This is a genomic window from Sulfolobus tengchongensis, from assembly GCF_036967215.1.
In the GTDB taxonomy this organism is placed as follows: Archaea; Thermoproteota; Thermoprotei_A; order Sulfolobales; family Sulfolobaceae; genus Saccharolobus; species Saccharolobus tengchongensis_A.
The window spans coordinates 321,038-340,437 of sequence record NZ_CP146016.1; the positions used below are offsets into that span (position 1 = coordinate 321,038).

Here is a 19,400-nt window from a genome sequence, read left to right on the forward strand (position 1 = left end):
TTATTACTTTTTCCTTATCTGTCAATCAAGAATTTCTTCCAGGTTTATTGGTACTTTTGTTATTCTTCTTTTTATTACATCCTCTACTGCGCTTGTAACTGCAGCTGCAGCTATTCCAACGGGAATTTCACCAATTCCTTTAGCACCATATGGTGTTACTGGAGAAGGTGTAGGTACAATATTTACTTCTATCTCTGGCAGATCTGCTGCGGTAGGCATTCCATAATCTGCAAGACTAGTAGTTAGAAGATTTGCATTTTCGTCATATACATAATGCTCATATAGAGCTAATGAGATACCAATAGCAGTTCCACCAATTACTTGCTCCTTAATTAAATCCTCATCTATTGGTGTTCCAGGATCTATATAGACTACGTGTTTGATTGGCCTAATTTTTCCATCTTCTATTTTAACAACTGCCAGATCACAAGCAAATGGATATGCGTTAAATCTATACTTACCTTGTAATGTGTATGTGAAATCAACTTCTTCTCCCTCAAATGACGTAATTTTAACCTTTCCACCTTTTTCTCCTATGAAATATCCATCTTTATAATCTATTACCTTGTCATTTAGAACTACTTCAGCTTTCCTTCTTAGTCTTGCTTTTAATTCTTCTACAGCTCCAGACACTGCGCCAAAGGCAAAAACTGCCATCCTGCTTCCTCCTGGACCAAAAGAGGAAGGTAATTCCATATTATCAGCTATCTCATATGTGACATCATCTTGGCTTATTCCAAGGAGCTTCGAAGTTAATACTACTGCCGTATGTTCATTGCCTTGACCTTCTGGTCCAAATCCTAAGATCACATTGACTTTACCGTTCTTTATTTTCAATTTCACTCTTTCACTCCCAGAAGGTGTACTAGGATCTGTAGACAATGCTAATCCAACACCAACATTTTGACTTCTCATAGAAAATATGTCCTTTCTGGATAGTGCTAATTCCAATAGTCCCTTTGGATTTCCTGAATCATAATAGGCAAATCCACTATCATAAGGGAAGGAATCTATAGCATTAATTTTCCTTACCTCTGCTCTACTAATTCCTAACTCATCAGCTATTGCATCCATTACTCTTTCTAAAGCCCATGTATGAGGTGGAGTTCCAGCACCTCTAAATGCTCCAGCCGGATTCTTATTCGTAGCTACTAGTGTCCCCGTATATCTTACACCACCTATTTTATACGGTCCAGTTAGGATACCTACTGGCTTAAACGGTTGGCCAGCATCTTTAGAAGCTCCAACGTCCTCCCATATATGGATATCTAAACTGTTAACTCTTCCATCAGAAGAATAATAAGCATGAATCTTAAACTTCCTTTCTGGTCCACTTCCATTTGAAGCCATTAAATGCTCTGTTCTAGTTTCTATCCACTTTATTGGAACTCTAAACTTTAATGCGGCGACACCTAATACAGTTAAATATCTGACTAATGAAAACTTTTCTCCGAAACTTCCTCCTTGTCTGGCATTCTTATGTATCACCTTAACTCCAAGAGCTTTTTGAATTTCATTGGAAACTGCATTTCCTGCTTGTTGATTTGAAATAATAGTTAGACCGTCATCGGCTGGTATAACTATCGCACCATAGGGTTCTATCGGGTTACCCGAACTTCTAGACCAGTATAAATCCAATTCTAGATGTTTTCCTTGAGTATACAGTTTACCGAATTCTAAAGTTTGCTCTCTTACAACATTAGTTTTTAAGTCATCGAAGATTATTACCTTATTTTCTAACGCTTTCTCTATGTTCCCTACACCTTCTAAAGGTTCATAATCAATTTGCACTAATTCAGCTAAATCCATAGCTTGATAGGGATCATCAGCTATAACTAACGCAACGGGCTGTCCAACATATAATGCCTTATTTATGGCCATTAATGCAGTACTCAAGCTAGCTCCTTCTCTTTCTCCACCCTCAACGGATTTAGTTATCGTATCTTTACCGGTTAGCACTAACGCACCTCTTCTTTCTGCATCACTTTTATCGATTTTCAATATTCTTGCATGAGGATATGGGCTTCTAATGAATACTGCATACTTACTTTTGATTTGGATATCATCTACGTAATTCCCCTTACCTAACAGTAGATCACGTACATCTATCCTTTTCATTACGGGATTGTTAGCAAGCTAACATTATAAATCTTTTTATGTAGTATATAAGTAGGTTATAAAATAATTTATAAGTTAGTCTAATGTATGTATAATTATGAATATATTGGAACAAATAAGAGAGGAATTAAAGGAGTTAAACTCGCAAGTTATAAACCATCCATTGTTAAAAACCGCTGAGGAAGGGAAACTTAAAAGAATTGTAATAGTTAATTTCACTATAAATCAATGGTATATTGTAAATCACGACCTGAGATCTATCTCTATTGGCTTGTCGAGAAGTTCTAGTTTGGAGGAACTTGACGCATTTAAAATACTTTTGGATGGAGACTATAATGCGTTAAAAGAATTAGTTAAACTAATGAAAGAGTTAGGAATTGAAGTTAAAGATCCTTTATTTTATAATGTCTCTCCCCAAGCGGTAAGCTATACCCACTACTTATCTTGGTTAGCTAATTACGTGAAACCTGCTGAGTTTCTATTCGCAGGAATTGTAAATTTACCGGTTTGGGCAAGAGTTGTAACTAGATTCGGAGATATACTAAGGGAGAAATACGGAATAAAAGAAACTGGATTCTTCGATTCATTTAAAGGTTCTTACACAGATTTAGAGAAGAAAATAATTGAACTCAATAGTAATAGCCAGATTGAGAGACTTAGAACTATTAGTTATGCAATACAACATTACGAAAAAGCTTTCTGGGATACAATTTACTCCTATAATCAATAGCTATTCATTTGCGTGAAGTGGTGCTATTTAGTTAAATTTTGGAAAGGGCTTTACAATTTTCACTTTATATAAGAACAGTAAACTATAATAGATATATTAGTATATCCGATTATTTTTCTACTCCTTTAATTTTTAAATCTTTTTTACTTTATAACGAATTCATTATATAGGTAGAATTCCAATTATTCCTCCAATAAGTACGATACAAATTGTTATGAAGTAGATTATGGATCTTAATTTAGTATAGCCATATTCTCCCATTATTCTCCTATTACTAACTAGAATTCCTATTAGTATTGCAGGTATTGTTATAACTATTGGGGATAATGATAGTAGTGTTAAGGCAAAGTCGATTATTGTAGTGTAATTGCTCAGCATTATTGACACTATGATAAATGCTGGTATGGACTCTGCTATATATACTCTTATTGAATTCTTGTAGTTGTTCTTGCCTAATGCCTCCAATAATCCCCATGCACTGCTTAGTGACACGACTATTAACGTTAGGAATCCTGCACTTATTAGAGTAATTCCAAATATATAATGGATCCTTCCTAAACTTGATAAAAGTTGGTCTGGATTTGTGGGATCTACGCCACTAATTGAAGCACCTATTATTTCAGAAAACACTATTATCAGTTCAGTTATTATCGCACCTATTAACGTCTCTAAAGTTACCCACCTTATTTTTCTAGACTTATCCACCTCTACCCCTGAATACTTAATTGCTGTGGCTGAACTTTGATATACTAGCATACATGGAGGAGTAACTACTGCACCTACGTTAACTGCTAAAAAGAAGAGAAAATTTCTTGACGTAGAAAAGTAAAAGATATCTTGTCCATTAAAATATAATTTAGGTCCAATCATAAATAGTGAAGAAAGAATCAAAAGTAAGGAGATCACAACTAAATATTTCTCAGTAATCTCGTATTTTTTAGATAAAACTATAATTATATGTAGAATGAAGAATATTAATAATCCAATTATGGGATTAATACCAATTAAATACGATCCTATGACAATTCCCACGTATTCACTTAAATACGTAAAGAAGTCAACAAAGAATATTGGAACTATTGATAAAAGGGAAATTCTTTTTGAATAATAGTCCCTAATGAGCTCACCAACTCCCTTGTTAGTTACGGCTCCTAGCCTTCCTGCAGCCTCTTGTATTACAAATATTGGAAGAGAAAGCATCATAACAAACCACACTAACTTATATCCATATTCCTCGCCAGTAGACAATCCTCCTAATATACTTGCAGCGTCAGCATCAGCCAATAGTGCTATCCAAGCAGGTCCGAAAAGTCTCACAGAATCCCTTATACTCAACTGCACTCACCCCTAATATTAAACATAAGTTCTTTTATTATGTAATAAATCATTATAATATTGTTAGACACTCTATTTATAATTATCACATTTTATCAACCATATTAACAGTATAGTGTGAGGTTATAAATGTTTCTATTTGATAGTGAATCCTAATTAAAATTAATTCTAATTAGATAAGCAGTGTCGCAGTTACTATTCTAAATAATCAACTTCTATCCGGAAGATGAATTAACTAAGGTCTGTAAAAACAAGGATTATAATTATCTAAAATAGAAAAAATAAGTTAGAAATAGACGTTTCAAGATTGACGGACTTAGTGATATCCTCTAAGGCCAATAATAAATTAGAACAACTATTAACAACTACTTATAATAACTATTAAATAGAAAGCTTTATAAACTAGAAATGAGTATAAGTTATCAGGTGGTTTAGATGGAAAACAAAACACAAGAACCAAAGGTAGTTGGAGTAGAAATTTTAGAAAAATCCGGACTCGATGTAAAGAAATTAATAGATAAGTTAGTCAAAGCAACTGCGGCAGAATTTACCACATACTACTACTATACGATCTTAAGGATGCACTTAACTGGTATGGAAGGAGAAGGGCTTAAAGAAATAGCTGAAGATGCCAGACTAGAAGATAGGCTCCATTTCGAACTTATGACTCAGAGAATATACGAGTTAGGTGGGAATCTTCCTAGAGATATAAGACAACTCGCTGATCTCTCCGCTTGTTCAGATGCATATTTACCGGATAACTGGAAGGATCCTAAGGAAATATTAAAAGTCTTATTGGAAGCTGAACAATGTGCAATAAGAACGTGGAAAGAAGTTTGTGATATGACATATGGAAAAGATCCCAGAACGTATGATTTAGCTCAAAGAATATTGCAAGAAGAAATAGAGCATGAAGCCTGGTTCCTAGAGCTACTATATGGAAGACCATCTGGGCATTTCAGAAGAAGCTATCCTGGAGAAGGTCCGTTTTCCAGAAAGTCAAGATACGAATAAATAAGATATTTTCTACCCCCCTTATTTTTTTAGCAAACAGGTGAATTTTTAATGCTAATCCGAGTTTGTAAATTATCAGATCTCGAAGATAAGAAGCCGAAGAAATTTTCGTTGAAAGGAGATTATGAGGTAGTCCTTATAAAAATAGGTAATAATGTGTTTGCTATTGAAGCATATTGTCCACATAAGGGAGGAAATATGGAATACGGAGACATTATCTTGCGTGATACAGAGTACGTTATAAAGTGCCATTTACATGGATACGAGTATAATTTAAAAAATGGAAAGTTGATTTTTAACCCTTATGGAGATAGGAAAGGAAGATGGTATTACTCTCCTGACTTAAGAATTTTTGAGGTAAAAATTATAGACGATGAAATATATATTGAGGTTTAATAAGGACTAATTATATCTCAAACTCTATTGTTCTGGCATTTTCTACTATAAGTCTGCAATATTCTTTTTTCAACTCTTCACTACATTCGCTCCTATTATTTATTTCAACTATGTTCTTTATTTCTCTTATCTTATTGTTGATTTCCCTATAATTTTCCTGTGAAATTATTGAAGTTATTATCCTTGCTCCTTTTTTCTTAGCAGCTAAAGAAGCAGCTACACTAATACTCTTTCTTCCTCCAGTTATATCCAGATAATCTCCTTCATTTAATTGTTCCTCAACGAATTTCTTAACTTTCTTTAAATCTTCCTCAGTATAAACGTCTTCAATATCAAGTGGATGTTTGCTGATTTCTACCTTAGGGAATTTTTCTTGTATACAACATACAAACATTAACTTAACTATTTTCCACGCTTTTTCTACTTCGGGATTAGTTGTGGTTATTACTCTTATTTCTTCTATATTTTCACCTTTTCTTATTAAATAAAGAAATGTTTCTAATATTCCACCTGGTGAAGTGCCTAACGTCGCTACTAGTTTGACCATACACTACTAAATTAAAAGAGAGAATTAATAAGCTATGTTATTTTCTACCCCTTCCCCTTAAATGTAATATCAATCCAACTATTACGACAATAACTCCTATGATGGCTAAGAAGAATCCTAAACCAGTATATAACGCGACGTTTACTAACGATGATGCTAATTCTTCACTCATAATGTACTTAACTGTTATTGCGGTAGTTAGATTGTTTACCATTATGGCCTCATATTTGGGACTCAATAACGCTATTATATAGTCCTTTTCTGAAATCTGTGGTATAGATTGATTTGTCCCATTAATTTCTTGTAATACTCTCAATACTTGTCCAGAACTTGTATTATATAGCAATATGGACAATTTAGAAGGTACGCCTAGATCTATTGAGGAACTAGGCTGTAATGTAGTTGGTGTTGTGGTTTCTAACGCATTTACTATCTTAACGAGGCTTGATGACGCAAGATATCCGCCAATGAAGAATAGCGCAATACCTATAATGAGTATAATCACACCCACTATCAGAACTGTTTTACCTATAGCCATATTTTAAACAAGTAAAATAGGCTATTAAACTTTTTAGTAAGGTTATTATTAGCGTTATATTACATCTAAAGGATTAGTGGATAAGAACTCGATGTTTTTTATTATGTAGATTCCCACATTAACTGTTCCAAAACCCTTTAGTTCTTTATGTACCTCAAATGTAACAACCGAGGGGTCACCTAACTGGTATAAACTACCAGGGTTTATTGCAATTGTATTGCCAATTTTATCCATTGCTGTGCTTTCATGAGCATGCCCGTGAAGCGATAAAAGTGGTTGAAACTCGTTTATTAGATCTGAAACTGCTTTTGAGCCTATATGAATTTTCTTAAGACCGGCTTTAGTGATATCTAGTTTAGTATTTAAGGGAGGCATGTGGAAATTCATTATTAGCTTTTCCTTTTCACTATCTTTAAGTAATGATTTTCCTTTAATATAAAGTTCTGAGTCTGGGATTTCTCTAGGAGAATTACCCGTTATAGGAGAGGCAAATCCTACTGATACTATTTGAATATCCTCCAAATTTATCACACTTTCATTGATTACCTTACCTCCTAACTCTTTGAGAATTGAGTCTAATTGTGGATGATCTCCATGTGCAGGGCACCAAAATATTTTATCAAGGCGATAAATTTCTTCGGACATTTTAATCCATCTTGACATTTGTTCAGTGGCCTTCTCGATAATTAACTTCTCTAATTTATGTTTATCACTTCTTATGTCTTCAATTACTTCCTTCTTGTCAACTATTAGATACTTTCCTGATCTTAATGCTTCCTCATTTAAATTCTTTAAATTTACTTTTTTTCCATTCAATATATAATTTCCTCCTATTTCCTCTACTAATAGTATGTCTTTTGCCATTAATCCTCCACTTACGATTAGATAATCTACTTTTCTTGATTTAGCTATATTTAGCGACCTCTTGAAAGAATAATCAGAGCCGTGAATGTCTGTGAAGAACCCCAACTTAAATTTAAAGGGCATCCTATCTTTAATTTGTAATTACAAATTAAAAAATTAATTAGTCCTTTTTCTCCTTCTTTTCTAACACTTCTAATACATAAACCCATGCTAAGAAACATGGGTCTACTTTCTGTTGTTGTTCTTGTTTTTTATTATCACTCATTTCAAGATCCTCCTTAAGAAGTTTCTAACTCTTTCCCACGCATCTTCAGACGCTTCCTTATTATAGGTACGTCCTCTATCGTTAAAGAACGCATGGTAAGCGCCAGGATATATCTTAAGCTCTAGATCCTTCTTATATTTTATTACTGCTGAAATTAAATCTGGTAGACCTGCATTTATAGGTGGGTCTTCCCCAGCGTAAAGACCTAAAATAGGTCCTTTAATCTTTTGTATAGATTCTATTGGTTGAGGATTCCTTCCATAAAACACTATGGTGCCATCCAGTGGGACTTCAGTAGCTAATTGAAATGCTAAGCCTCCTCCCATACAGAAGCCCATACTGACTACTTTCCTAATACCTTGCGAGTTGAGATAATCGTATGCTTTAATGAGATCTTTAACCATTTGCTCTTCCATTTTTTGTCTGTTTATAACTAGTAAATCAATAACTTTCTTTCCGTTCTCATCAAGTGAGGCCATTATTTCTTTGTATACGTTTGGATCAGTTCTCTTTTCTGGTGGTATACTCCATACTTTTGTCATTACATTTTGTATGTTTTCTGGCGTTAGAACGTTTTCATTTCTAGTATATAATTGTGGTGCAAGTGCAATGTAGCCTTCATTGGCTAATCGTCTTGCAATATCCTTAATATTGTCATTAAGTCCCCATATTTCATGCACCACTATTACTCCTAATTTGGGACTCTCTGCAGAGGCTAAGAATGCTCTTATTTTTCCATCATATGATTCGTAAAATAACTCTCTTTCTGATGGCATATTTGCTTATATAAGTAAGCGCATTAAAAGTTAACTATCTAAATTCATTTATATAAAAAATTAAAAAAACAGTTAACTAATTAGCCCAGAATAGAGTAGCAGATCGTAAATCATGTTGTATGCATCATATGTCCCTGGGCCAGTCACGTAGTTCCAGCCATAGTGTGCAGGTAGCGGATTATTTCCACTAGTTATTGGTATCCATGCTTGCTTTCCAATAAATATACCAATTGGAGACACTACAATACCCTGATAGGATATATGATATAACGCGAAGTTAAGAGCTCCTAACCTACTGCTACCTAAAGCAACCATTGCAGCGGTCATTGGTGCAGCACCACTGGTCCCATACCATAAGAAGAGTTGGCCTTGAAATATTAGGGGTAATCCAAATCCAAATTCTGGAATATTATAACCGCCTGCTGATACAAAAGCTATATCTGGATATGTTCTAACAGTTACTGGGGTAAATGGTATTAACGAAGTTAACTCATAAGATTGCACTGGATAAACTACACTATTCCCACCTGTACTGTAATCCCACCCACTAATGGAGACTATACTCCCATTAGAAGAGGCGTTCAGAAATATACCCCCAACTGAGGTTACGTAAGGATCTGATTCTGGGTACCAGATAGTATTGTACACACCTATATGGAAGTTAGGAGGTGGATGATCACTTTCGAATCCCCAATCACCAGACGCAGCTAAAACTGATATTCCTTCAGCGGCAGCCTGTAACATCATATTATGAATCATGTAAAGCATTGCAGGATAGTAAGCAGCTAAGAAGGATTCTTCTACGGTAACTGAAATGGAAATTACATTAGGATCTAAATAGTTTACCATGTAATAATACTCATACCAGTAGTTCAGTAAGTTACCTATTAGTGCAGGACCTCCTACATAACCATCGCTAAAAACTATTGTTACATTTGCTGCAGGTGCAAAGGCACCAGACCATTCTGCGTCAAGCTCGTTCTCACCAGATTGACCTCCCGAAGTCACATTTCCGAAAGTAATTACATTAAGATGTCCAGTTCTAGGTATCCCGTATAGTTTCCAAAATGCGTATATATCTGATGTATTAACGTAACATTCTGGTACTCCTTCGATTGCAATATCACTTTCATTACCATTATAACCGTGAGAGTAGGCCTCTGTAAAGTTAAAATATTGTTGAATGGTTATTGGAGAGATTACTGCTTTAGAAATAAGATTGCTTTGAGCCTTTACCATACTTAAATGCCATGCTTGTCTTGTAACGTTTACCACTTTAGGATCTAAACTATCTATTCCTACTATTCCCAAGACGTACTTACCTACGTTGTAGGGAAGTGATGCAGTAACGTTATTAGTGTAATAATAAAATGGGCCGATATTCGTAATTCCAACCTTACCAAACCAGTATAGGTCTTTAAAAGGATAATAGTAAATATTGATATAGGTGTTAAATGCACTTTCTATTTGCCCTACTGTTCCCTTAAATATCAAGGCTAATCCATATTGGCCTAAAAATTGTAGATTGTAAGATTCTAGGTATCTTATTAATGAATCTATATATGATTTAGGAGGATAATAGTACTCCCTAAACTGTTCAGGAGTTAACCAATGATGAAAACTACTTTGAAGGAGATATATCTGGTTTAGATAAGACTGAAGAGAGGATTGATTTGAAAAGTTTAGCAGAACTGCTATATATAGGGTTTGGGTGGAGTTAAGAGGTTGGACGAATTGTGATCCAGGCACTATCGAATATTGTGGAGAAGTTGTTTGAATATAGTATAACTGTTGATCTTGACTTAGTATTAACAAACTCGGTATACTTAGCGTTAATAATATGATCAGACTTATTAACTTAAGACTTCTTTCCATAATATCTTTATTATCCTAAACCATATAAACTTTAACCTTAATTCAAATCATCATAAGATAATATGGAATGTATTGAGCTATCACGTTAGTAACTTTGTAAACCAAAATTCATTATAAGATGAAATAAGATCAACTAGACTTAGTTACGTCAGATAAGCTACAATTACTTCTCTTCTTCTATGTTTACGTATAGTTCACTGTGATTATTCTTATTTACAGAATTATGGAGAGTTATTAGGACGAATTGAGATTGTAAATAAGGTGTAATGACTTTAAATCCCTATGAGAGTTACGTATTTAATTTAACTAGGTGATTAGTGAACTTACTTATTGTACTCGTAATTAACTTTAGATCAGTTGTTAGTAGTTTAGCGTTATATTTGATCGCTAATTGAAGAAATGATGCATCATAAATTGTTATGTTATTCTCTAATGCTAAATCTAATGTGTCACCTATTATATCATTATAGTGATGAATCTCAAAAGTACTCATCAAATTTAGCATACTTTTAAAAATCCTTTTTCCATCATCTCTTTTAATTTCACCACGTATTATTCTTTTTCTAATTACGTTTGCTAATTCGTAAAATGCTAGATCTAATGTAAGTATCTTATCCCCTTCACTACTAGTTATATAATTCTCAACGAATTTACTGTATTTTTCTGGGAAATATAGAGAGGCTATTGATGAGGAGTCAACTACTAGCATCCCTATCCTCTCTTATTAAATCTGCACTAGGGGTTACTGTTGTTTTTATCTCCTCTCTTATTTTCCTTGCATTATCCAATTCTCTCTTTAGTTTTTCTTTCCTTACAAGTTCTTCCAAATATTCCCTTACTTTATCGGAATAATTAATGTTAAGTTCTTCCAAATCCCTTTTGAGTTTTTTACTAACCCTAATAGAGATTACATCACTCACATGGTTTACTTTACTTGTAAACATATAAAGTTTATGATCACGTTATTAGATGTCAATTGAATGAGTGTTGTGTTCTAGAAAGAATCTTTTACTTTCTCTTTATGGATATTAGCATTAAATTATAAAGATATAATAGATATACGTTAGACTCTTGATTAGTAAATCTCGGTTCAGATTAGTTAAGGTATTTTTCGTTGAAAATACAACATGCTTCCGTAACAGTACACCATATGTTGTATACTTGCCAAGAAAAGCACTGGGGTGAAAAGAGGAAAGAAGAAGTAGATCGTAATTTACATGTTAAGGGAAAAAGGACTATAATTAGATTAATAAAGGAATTTTCAGAAAAAAGTACGAAAATGAGGGTAGTTTATGACATTATACCAGAATGGCTAATTAAAATTCTTAAGCAACATAAAGGTAAATTGATTGTCGTTACAACTACTAGGGGTTTAGATATATCTGGTGAGGTTAAATTTGTGGATAATATACGTTCTAAATTTATAGTATTTGATGACTCGCTTGTGGTCACTTTCAATAATGGAGATGAGGAGGCAGTTATAGATTCCTGTAAAGGATGCGTGATTCAAGCTGAAGAACATTTTGAGTTATTAACTTCTAAGGGTGAATAGTTCTTAATATAATCTTAGATACAGAACATAAATTATGATATTTAGGCAACTTATAAGTACCTCAGGAGCGTGCAAAACTTATATTTTTGGTTGTACTGAAGCTGGAGAGTTATTTGTAGCAGATCCTAAATACGATTTAGTGAATGAAATAATTAAACTCGCCGAGGATTTAGGTGATAAGACTTAAAGACTGAGAGGAAATAAAGTCCGGAAATGTCAAAATTAAGGTACTTCATACTCCTGGACATACTCCAGATAGTATATCTATACTTGTATACGATAAAAGGAGAGATGAAAGCTGGAACGAACCATGGGCTTTACTTACGGGAGATACATTATTCGTTGGATCTGTTGTAAGAGTTGACATAACTTCTACGCTAGTCCCGTGTCTTTATTTTTCCCAATTTTATTCAAGTTAATTTACGAGAAAATTGGAAGATGATTTAGTTAGCGTTAATTTGTATATCTAGGATGTCATCATCTTTGAAAATTAGACTTAATAAATATATATAATGGATTAAGCTAAGGGATTATATAGTCGATTTCGCAGTAATTGTAACAGTAATCATTATGACTAAAACTCTTCTTCCTATAATCTGTTATCGATACCAACGCGTTGCATCTACAATAAGAAACGCTATATTTGTGATTACCGGTTAATTTGAAAAATTTATAAATATAACTTTTTAACCACAAAAAGATATATCTAATTATGGTAAAAATAGGAGATAAGGCACCTTTATTTGAAGCAGTTGCAGATAATGGAGAAAGAATCAACTTAGCAGATTTCATAGGGAAGCATAATATAGTTCTTTACTTTTATCCTAAAGATGATACGCCTGGATGTACCAGAGAGGCTTGCGCGTTTAGAGATAATTGGAATCTTCTTAAAGATTATGATGTGGTAGTTATAGGTGTTAGTTCTGATGATATAAACTCACATAGAAAATTTAAGGAAAAATATCAACTTCCATTCATATTAGTTAGCGATCCCGATAAGAAGATAAGAGAGTTATATGGAGCTAAGGGATTTATACTCCCAGATAGAGTGACATTTGTGATAGATAAGAAGGGAATTATTAGGCACATTTACAAATCACAATTTAATCCAGCTAATCACGTTAATGAAGCCCTTAATACTTTAAAGAAAATAAAGGAAGAGGAATTGAGTTCTTCCCAGCGTTAGTTCTGAATTACCTTTTTTATCTCCTCTAAAGCTTGTGGATTTTCTAATGACGATGTATCTCCTAGAGGCTTATTTAAATAGATAGCCCTTATTAATCTTCTCATGATCTTAGCGTTTCTTGTCTTAGGCAATTCCTTGACAATTTTTATTTCTGATGGTGCTAAAGCTTTGCCTAACTTCTCTTCAGTGTACCTTATCAATTCTTTTTCAATTCCACTAATCTTAGATACTACGAAACAAACAATTTTCTCTCCCTTTAGGGGATCTGGAACGCCTATACATGCTGACTCCACTACATTGGGAAATGAATTTAATATGCTCTCAATTTCCGCCGGACCTATTCTCTTTCCCGCAACCTTTATGGTATCATCACTTCTACCAACTATGTAGAAATATCCCTCTTCATCTCTATAAGCTAAATCACCATGAACCCACACACCTCTCCAAACTGACCAGTAAGTTTCAATGTATCTTTCTGGGTTTTTCCAAAATCCTCGAGTCATTCCGGGCCAAACACTTAACACTACTAACTCTCCTTCAGTATTAGGCGGAGCTTCCTTACCCTCATCATTAAATACTGACGCGTTAATTCCGGGTGATGGTCCATTAAACGATGATGGCTTTATTTTCTTTATAACATAATTACCTAAAATACCTCCAGAAATCTCAGTACCTCCAGAGTAATTTATAATAGGCTTTCTTCCGGAAATCTCAAATAACCAATACCAACTTTCTGGATCTATTGGTTCCCCAGTGTTTCCGGTTAATCTAACATCCAATTTGATTTTGGATTGACTTCTTAACATCCTCACCAAACTGGCTGATAATCCTAATATATCAACTTTCATGTCCTCTATGAACTTTTCCAACACTTTGCTATCCGTATAGCCCTCTATCATTCCCATCTTTGCGTTCAGTAATAGAGAGCCAAATACCATCCACGGACCCATCATCCATCCCATATCTGTAACCCACATTAATGTCTCTCCTTGTTTTAGGTCGAATTGAAAGTAAATATCGGCTGAGGCTTTTATTGGAAATCCGTCATGAGTATGAACACATCCCTTGGGCTTTCCAGTAGTTCCAGAAGTGTAAATTATCATCATTGGGTCTTCTGTGCTAGTCTTCTCGACGTAGTCTCCACCAGTTTTTATTATATCTTTATAGTCGTAAAAATCACCTTTTATTCCGCTTCTATTTAAAACTACTTTAATTGTATTTAATCCATCTAAATTCTTTAACATATCCACTTCTTTTCCTCTTCTAATACTTTTATCTACTGTGAAAATTACCTTAGCGTCACTATCCTCTATTCGCACTCTTATCGGTTCAGGACCGAAGCCAGAAAATAATGGTACAATTATCATACCAGCCCTTATGGCTCCTAACATTATTGATACTATTTCCGGAATCATTGGCAAGTAAATTGCTACTCTATCACCCTTTTTTAATCCAATTCTCTTGAGCCAACTCGCAATTGACTTACTTTCATCGAGTATTTGAGAGTAGGTTACTTTTCTGGAATTTAGATTTTCATCCATCCATTTTATAAAAACTTCAGAGCTATCACCTATTTGGTCTCCAATATTTAATTTTCCATTCACGAACCATTGAGGCCATTGCTTTCCCTTAGATAAATCTAAAACCTTTTCATATGGTTCTTGAAATTTGATATTAATTAACTTTACAAAATCCTCCCAAAAAGTCGGATCTTCGTAAGTATATTTTATGAAATCCTCCAATCTTCTGAAACCCTTTTTGACCATGAACTTGTAAACGTTACTATTCTCGATCCATTCTTTGTCTGGTTCAAATACCATTAAATCTCTACTCCTCTCTTAATTTTATAGTTTGAGCCATTTTAAACGCTTTTACATTGCTCTCGTATTTTAAGGCTTTAATAAAGGACTCCTCTGAGATTAACCCATTAAAAGCTCCTAGTGAATATAGATATCCTAATATTGCGACATTAGCTGCCTTAGGATTACCTGCTCTTATTGCGATTTCATTTGCATCAATTAAAAACACTCTATTTCCTTTAAGTTTGTCTAAAATCTCATTTAAACTCAATATTTTGACTTTTGGTAAAACTGGTCTTGCTACATATTTGTTTATAACAATAGTAGTATGTTTTCTGGATGCGTAACTTAGATTTCTTAATACTTCAGTAGCTTCTAAACCTACTAGATAATCTGCCCTACCTAGAGGTATTAGAGATGAGTTAACATCACCTATCCTAACATGTATATTAACTCCACCACCTCTTTGAGCTAATCCGTGTGTTTCAGCTACTAAAACCTTAGTATTAGAGTAATTTCCAGCCTCCGCTATAATTTTCCCAGCAGTAATTATCCCCTGGCCACCGATACCAGCTATTAAGATATTTACTGTAGCCATAATTCGTCCCATTTTTCTGGCTTATATCCTTCTAAAGATATTGCCTTAAATGGGCAAATTGGTATACATGCACCACATCCAATACAATTGTAAACATCTATTTCCGCCTTTTTATCATTCCTAGGAATTATTGCAGGACAAGTAAAGTAATCATAACATATACTACAACCCGTACACTTTTCTAATTTAACTACTGCTTTTGGAAGGTTACTCTCTTCAACATTATCTAGAACTAATAAGGCACAAACTCTTTTAGCTATTACAACTGCAGGTTGTCTGTTATTTTTGACCCACTTTAATGCTTCTGATAGTTCTTTTATTGAGGAATTAGTATCAAAGGGATCGATGTACTTTATATAATTTACCCCTAATCCTTTAGCTACCTCTCCTATATCCAGTTCCTTAGATGGACTTGGTTGTTGCCCAGTCATAGCGGTTGATCTGTTATCTAGGACTAAGACAAGCATTGGAGTTTTATTATAAACTGCGTTAGCTAATGCAGAAAGGCCACTATGGAAAAATGTGGAATCTCCAATAACTGCAATAGGTATACTTCCAGTAGCTCTGTAGACACCATTTGCAATTCCAATGCTTGAACCCATATCAGTAGAAGAGTCTTGAGCTTCGAATGGTGGTAATAATCCTAAAGTATAACACCCTATATCACCAGATATGAAGGTTTCATTGGGCTTTAATGATGCCATTACAATAGCTTTCTTTAAGTCAATGAAGGAACTTCTATGAGGACATCCCGGACATAGTGCTGGTGGTCTTGGTGGTAAATCCTGGGGAACTTCTAAATAATCTGTTATAATGTCAAGCCCGAAGAACTTTGAGAAGGCGTAATAAATCTTATCTAATGTCATCTCTCCGACTCTATTTATCAAATCTTTACCGTGCAATTCAACCCTTATTCCCTCATCGTATAAAAGATCTTTAATCTGGTACTCAACTATTGGCTCGCCTTCCTCAACTATTAGTACTCTGCTGGAGTTACTAATAGCCCTCAATATAAGTTTCTTAGGAATTGGTACTGGCGTTGACACTCTTAGTATGTTTGCCTTAACGTTTAATTCATTTATGGCATCAATTACGTATCCATAAGAAATTCCGGATGCAATTATGAGATTGTCAGAATCATTATCTATTAGTTCGTTTAATTTTTCAACTTCCTCTCCTATTTTCTCCCATCTTCTTAGTTGTTCCACTCTATTTCTCCTTGCATTTTCAGGGACTAGTACATATTGCTTAGGATTCTTTGTTAACTTCCCAAAAATTGGTTTAGATGGAGGCTTAAGTTCAACCGGTCCCCTAACGTGACCTATTCTAGTTGTTGACCTTAAAATTACAGGGTGTTTTACTTCATTACTTAATTTAAAAGCCTCTATTGTTAGTAAGTGTGCTGATTGAGGGTCATAAGGTTCTATAACTGGTATTAACGCATGAAGACCATAATATCTATTATCTTGCTCATTTTGTGAGGACCACATTGAAGGATCGTCAGCGGATACTATTACAAATGCTCCCTCAACTCCAGTATACGATGAGCTCATTAATGGATCAGCAGCTACATTTAATCCTACATGCTTCATTGCGGTCAATGCAAACGCTCCGTTAATTGCCGCTCCGTAAGCTGTTTCGAAGGCTACTTTTTCGTTTACACTCCATTCTGAGTAAATTTTACCGTATTTAATTAAAGTCTCAATTATTTCCGTGGACGGTGTTCCGGGATAGCCTGTAGCCACTGCAACTCCAGCGCTTAGAGCTCCTAAAGCTATTGCTTCATTTCCCAAAATTAGTCTTTTACTTGAAGAAAGTTCAATCACATCTATAATTGTAGTTTAAATATTAATAAGCCTTCCTTTCTAAAGTTTAAGATTTTTAAAACTCTATCGAACTTTAGAAGTAAAGTTTATTTTGCTACATAAGCAGTTAAATCTTTTTAACCTACTAATGTATAATACCTAGTATGAATCAAGTTCATGAAATATTAGAAGATTCATTAAGTAGCTTTCTTAAATTACTTTTATTAGGTGATCTACTAAACATTAGTATTGATGAAAAAGATGCTGAGAGGCTTCTGCAAGCGTCTAGTAATATTGCACTAGATCTCACCAGGGGAATTATGCGAAAGAGATTTGGTAATGATAAAATTAAGAAAATAGATGAAAGTCTAAATAATGTATATTTAACGTTTGAATCAATTGATACCACTCCAGAATTGTATCGTCTTTTAGTAAAAAAGCTAAGTGATATAGCAAAGAAATCTGATCTGGAATTAATATGGAAAGATTTAGAGGAATTTGAGAATTACTTGTTAAAATTTAACAAAAAGGAAATTGAAGAAACAGAGCTAGGAAGTGTTCTCCACACTATCAGTGAAATGAAAAAAGCGTTGATAAATTACCTTGCATCAATCAAAGGTGATAACAGTGAAGCAATCCTAATTATAAAAAATGATAATTTCAATTTAATTTTAGGAGATAAAGTATATGAATTAAAAATTAGTGGGTTAAGTAACAGTGAGAAAAGTTCTTCAGATAGTCTTAGACTGCAAAAAGCACTAGAACTTGTACTAAACGAAGAGGAGAAGATAAAGAGGAAAATGATATTAGGAGAAGTTTTCAGTATTAGCAAAATTAAGGATAAGAACGGAAAAATTATAAACGCTATGATTAGCTTTGCTGATTCGAAGGAGATTTTAGATTTAAGAAAAACCTCTAATATTACTATAAGATTCTTACGTAAAATTGATGATCTCTGCTTATTCATCTCGGGAAATAATTTATATGCGATTACTCCTTGTAATACAGAATTTGAACTAGATACAGAATATATTTATAAAGGAGAGAACAAATTCGAAAAACTAATCAACTTTAACTCGTAAAGGCCATTGGAAGCTAATGAATTTCACTTTTACCCCAGCTCTAACGTTACCATCGACATAGCATAAGATCCCTCCTTCCGTATTTGGAAATCTAACTAAAGCTATGCTTATTGGCTGAGTTAACCTATTTCCGTTATCATCTTTATAGATTATGGTAAATGAATCAATATACGCTTCATCTTTATTTACCTCCACGTAAGTTTCTATTTTAATAAAGCAATGCTCACAATATAATCTAGCGGGTACATAGATTCTACCGCACTTATCACATTTGCTTCCTATGATCTTGCCTTGTTTCAGTCCATTAAAGAATTGTTCACCCGCAGGGCCCACTGTATATTCGTATTTCTCCGCTTCCATTACATCGAACCATTTTAATAGGCTTCCTTCCTTTCCACTTTTCTCCCATGCCATTTAAATCACCTTAAAGCATTGTATATCTTCAATGCTTGCCTTTCTCTCTTCCTTAGGTTTCCAAACTGCCTTTACTTTCTTTCCTATGATTTCCATACTTTTCACTTCCTCGTAACTGACGCATATTCTATGAAATATGCCGGGATATACAAAATGTCTTTCATTAGACGGTAATAATCTTATAACACCCACTATTTCAGGTTCTTCTAACTTAGCCCTAGTCCAACTTATAAAACTAGCAACTGCAGTCATTACGATTCCCTCATCCTTTACTTCTACCCATTCATCTGTGGGTCTAAAGCATTCTTCACAATACATTTTAGGAGGAACGTATATTTTCCCGCATCTGCTACATTTCCTCCCGTATATTTTACCTTCCTTAAATCCTAACAGATACTTACTTTGAGCTTGACCTGCAGTATAAGCATATTTTGCATTTGGCTTGTAAGAAATAAGGAAGTGTTTACCCAATTCCTCTTCCTTTAATGGAGTAACCATTCCTCTTC

The 19,400-nt window shown here is 34.1% G+C and carries 21 protein-coding genes; 7 read left to right on the top strand and 14 right to left on the bottom strand.

Annotated elements, in window-relative coordinates; all coding sequences use genetic code 11:
- Positions 1 to 21: 21 nt before the first annotated feature.
- Entirely contained in the window at positions 22 to 2,118 is a 2,097-nt protein-coding gene (locus V6M85_RS01695) for a xanthine dehydrogenase family protein molybdopterin-binding subunit (protein ID WP_338602185.1), read from the bottom strand.
- A 97-nt stretch (positions 2,119 to 2,215) separates the two neighbouring features.
- Here V6M85_RS01695 and V6M85_RS01700 point away from each other — a divergent pair, with 97 nt between their 5' ends.
- The gene (locus V6M85_RS01700; protein WP_338602188.1) at positions 2,216 to 2,848 is read left to right on the top strand and encodes a TenA family transcriptional regulator; all 633 of its coding nucleotides are present in this window, start codon (positions 2,216 to 2,218) and stop codon (positions 2,846 to 2,848) included.
- A gap of 162 nt (positions 2,849 to 3,010) precedes the next feature.
- On the opposite strand, the gene V6M85_RS01705 is transcribed toward V6M85_RS01700, so the two are convergent.
- Positions 3,011 to 4,183, bottom strand: a complete 1,173-nt coding sequence (locus V6M85_RS01705) for an NRAMP family divalent metal transporter (RefSeq protein WP_338602191.1) — start codon at positions 4,181 to 4,183, stop codon at positions 3,011 to 3,013.
- 435 nt (positions 4,184 to 4,618) lie between these two features.
- Between V6M85_RS01705 and dps the strand changes: the two genes are divergently transcribed.
- Both dps and V6M85_RS01715 read left to right on the top strand, forming a co-directional pair.
- Entirely contained in the window at positions 4,619 to 5,197 is a 579-nt protein-coding gene (gene dps, locus V6M85_RS01710; RefSeq protein ID WP_338602193.1) for a DNA protection during starvation protein, read from the top strand.
- Positions 5,198 to 5,248: 51 nt separating this feature from the next.
- Positions 5,249 to 5,593: a Rieske (2Fe-2S) protein gene (locus tag V6M85_RS01715; RefSeq protein ID WP_338602195.1), complete on the top strand. Its 345-nt coding sequence runs from the start codon at positions 5,249 to 5,251 to the stop codon at positions 5,591 to 5,593.
- 10 nt (positions 5,594 to 5,603) lie between these two features.
- Here the strand turns inward: V6M85_RS01715 and crn1 are convergent, their stop codons facing one another.
- The 7 genes from crn1 to V6M85_RS01750 all read right to left on the bottom strand — a co-directional run bounded on the left by crn1 (position 5,604) and on the right by V6M85_RS01750 (position 11,402).
- On the bottom strand, positions 5,604 to 6,140 hold the full coding sequence (crn1, locus tag V6M85_RS01720) for a CRISPR-associated ring nuclease Crn1 (RefSeq protein WP_338602198.1): 537 nt from the start codon (positions 6,138 to 6,140) through the stop codon (positions 5,604 to 5,606).
- 37 nt (positions 6,141 to 6,177) lie between these two features.
- Positions 6,178 to 6,678 (bottom strand): hypothetical protein, encoded by a 501-nt coding sequence (locus V6M85_RS01725; RefSeq protein ID WP_338602201.1) that lies wholly within the window; start codon positions 6,676 to 6,678, stop codon positions 6,178 to 6,180.
- Positions 6,679 to 6,732: 54 nt separating this feature from the next.
- Positions 6,733 to 7,665, bottom strand: coding sequence for a phosphoesterase (locus tag V6M85_RS01730; protein ID WP_338602204.1), 933 nt, complete (start codon positions 7,663 to 7,665; stop codon positions 6,733 to 6,735).
- Between the two features lie 138 nt (positions 7,666 to 7,803).
- On the bottom strand, positions 7,804 to 8,583 hold the full coding sequence (locus V6M85_RS01735; RefSeq protein ID WP_338602206.1) for a dienelactone hydrolase family protein: 780 nt from the start codon (positions 8,581 to 8,583) through the stop codon (positions 7,804 to 7,806).
- Between the two features lie 72 nt (positions 8,584 to 8,655).
- A complete protein-coding gene (locus tag V6M85_RS01740; protein WP_338602209.1) occupies positions 8,656 to 10,458 on the bottom strand; it encodes a S53 family peptidase in 1,803 nt (600 codons plus the stop codon).
- Positions 10,459 to 10,747: 289 nt separating this feature from the next.
- Positions 10,748 to 11,167, bottom strand: coding sequence for a type II toxin-antitoxin system VapC family toxin (locus V6M85_RS01745; RefSeq protein WP_338602212.1), 420 nt, complete (start codon positions 11,165 to 11,167; stop codon positions 10,748 to 10,750).
- Positions 11,154 to 11,402: an antitoxin gene (locus tag V6M85_RS01750; RefSeq protein WP_338602215.1), complete on the bottom strand. Its 249-nt coding sequence runs from the start codon at positions 11,400 to 11,402 to the stop codon at positions 11,154 to 11,156. Before V6M85_RS01750 ends, V6M85_RS01745 begins: the two co-directional genes overlap by 14 nt.
- Positions 11,403 to 11,572: 170 nt before the next feature.
- Between V6M85_RS01750 and V6M85_RS01755 the strand changes: the two genes are divergently transcribed.
- From V6M85_RS01755 to V6M85_RS01765, 3 genes are all read left to right on the top strand, one after another.
- The gene (locus V6M85_RS01755; RefSeq protein WP_338602217.1) at positions 11,573 to 12,010 is read left to right on the top strand and encodes a hypothetical protein; all 438 of its coding nucleotides are present in this window, start codon (positions 11,573 to 11,575) and stop codon (positions 12,008 to 12,010) included.
- A gap of 34 nt (positions 12,011 to 12,044) precedes the next feature.
- Positions 12,045 to 12,197 carry a hypothetical protein gene (locus tag V6M85_RS14170; protein WP_422398111.1) on the top strand — a complete coding sequence of 51 codons (153 nt, stop codon included), beginning with the start codon at positions 12,045 to 12,047 and terminating at the stop codon, positions 12,195 to 12,197.
- Between the two features lie 525 nt (positions 12,198 to 12,722).
- Complete coding sequence (locus V6M85_RS01765; protein ID WP_338602219.1) at positions 12,723 to 13,196, top strand: peroxiredoxin; 474 nt, start codon at positions 12,723 to 12,725, stop codon at positions 13,194 to 13,196.
- Here V6M85_RS01765 and V6M85_RS01770 read toward each other — a convergent pair.
- From V6M85_RS01770 to V6M85_RS01780, 3 genes are read right to left on the bottom strand one after another with little or no spacing between them, the layout of a single operon-like run.
- Positions 13,193 to 15,016 (bottom strand): AMP-binding protein, encoded by a 1,824-nt coding sequence (locus V6M85_RS01770; protein ID WP_338602221.1) that lies wholly within the window; start codon positions 15,014 to 15,016, stop codon positions 13,193 to 13,195. The genes V6M85_RS01765 and V6M85_RS01770 overlap by 4 nt on opposite strands.
- A gap of 7 nt (positions 15,017 to 15,023) precedes the next feature.
- Entirely contained in the window at positions 15,024 to 15,593 is a 570-nt protein-coding gene (locus tag V6M85_RS01775; protein WP_338602223.1) for an indolepyruvate oxidoreductase subunit beta, read from the bottom strand.
- Positions 15,581 to 17,419: an indolepyruvate ferredoxin oxidoreductase subunit alpha gene (locus V6M85_RS01780; RefSeq protein ID WP_338602225.1), complete on the bottom strand. Its 1,839-nt coding sequence runs from the start codon at positions 17,417 to 17,419 to the stop codon at positions 15,581 to 15,583. Before V6M85_RS01780 ends, V6M85_RS01775 begins: the two co-directional genes overlap by 13 nt.
- Before the next feature lie 143 nt (positions 17,420 to 17,562).
- Between V6M85_RS01780 and V6M85_RS01785 the strand changes: the two genes are divergently transcribed.
- The gene (locus tag V6M85_RS01785; protein WP_338602228.1) at positions 17,563 to 18,480 is read left to right on the top strand and encodes a hypothetical protein; all 918 of its coding nucleotides are present in this window, start codon (positions 17,563 to 17,565) and stop codon (positions 18,478 to 18,480) included.
- On the opposite strand, the gene V6M85_RS01790 is transcribed toward V6M85_RS01785, so the two are convergent.
- Together V6M85_RS01790 and V6M85_RS01795 are read right to left on the bottom strand one after the other, a co-directional pair.
- Positions 18,460 to 18,894 carry a Zn-ribbon domain-containing OB-fold protein gene (locus tag V6M85_RS01790; protein ID WP_338602231.1) on the bottom strand — a complete coding sequence of 145 codons (435 nt, stop codon included), beginning with the start codon at positions 18,892 to 18,894 and terminating at the stop codon, positions 18,460 to 18,462. The two genes, V6M85_RS01785 and V6M85_RS01790, sit on opposite strands and share 21 nt — an antisense overlap.
- Positions 18,895 to 19,392, bottom strand: a complete 498-nt coding sequence (locus V6M85_RS01795; protein ID WP_338602234.1) for a Zn-ribbon domain-containing OB-fold protein — start codon at positions 19,390 to 19,392, stop codon at positions 18,895 to 18,897. It lies immediately after the preceding gene.
- Between the last annotated feature and the right edge of the window lie 8 nt (positions 19,393 to 19,400).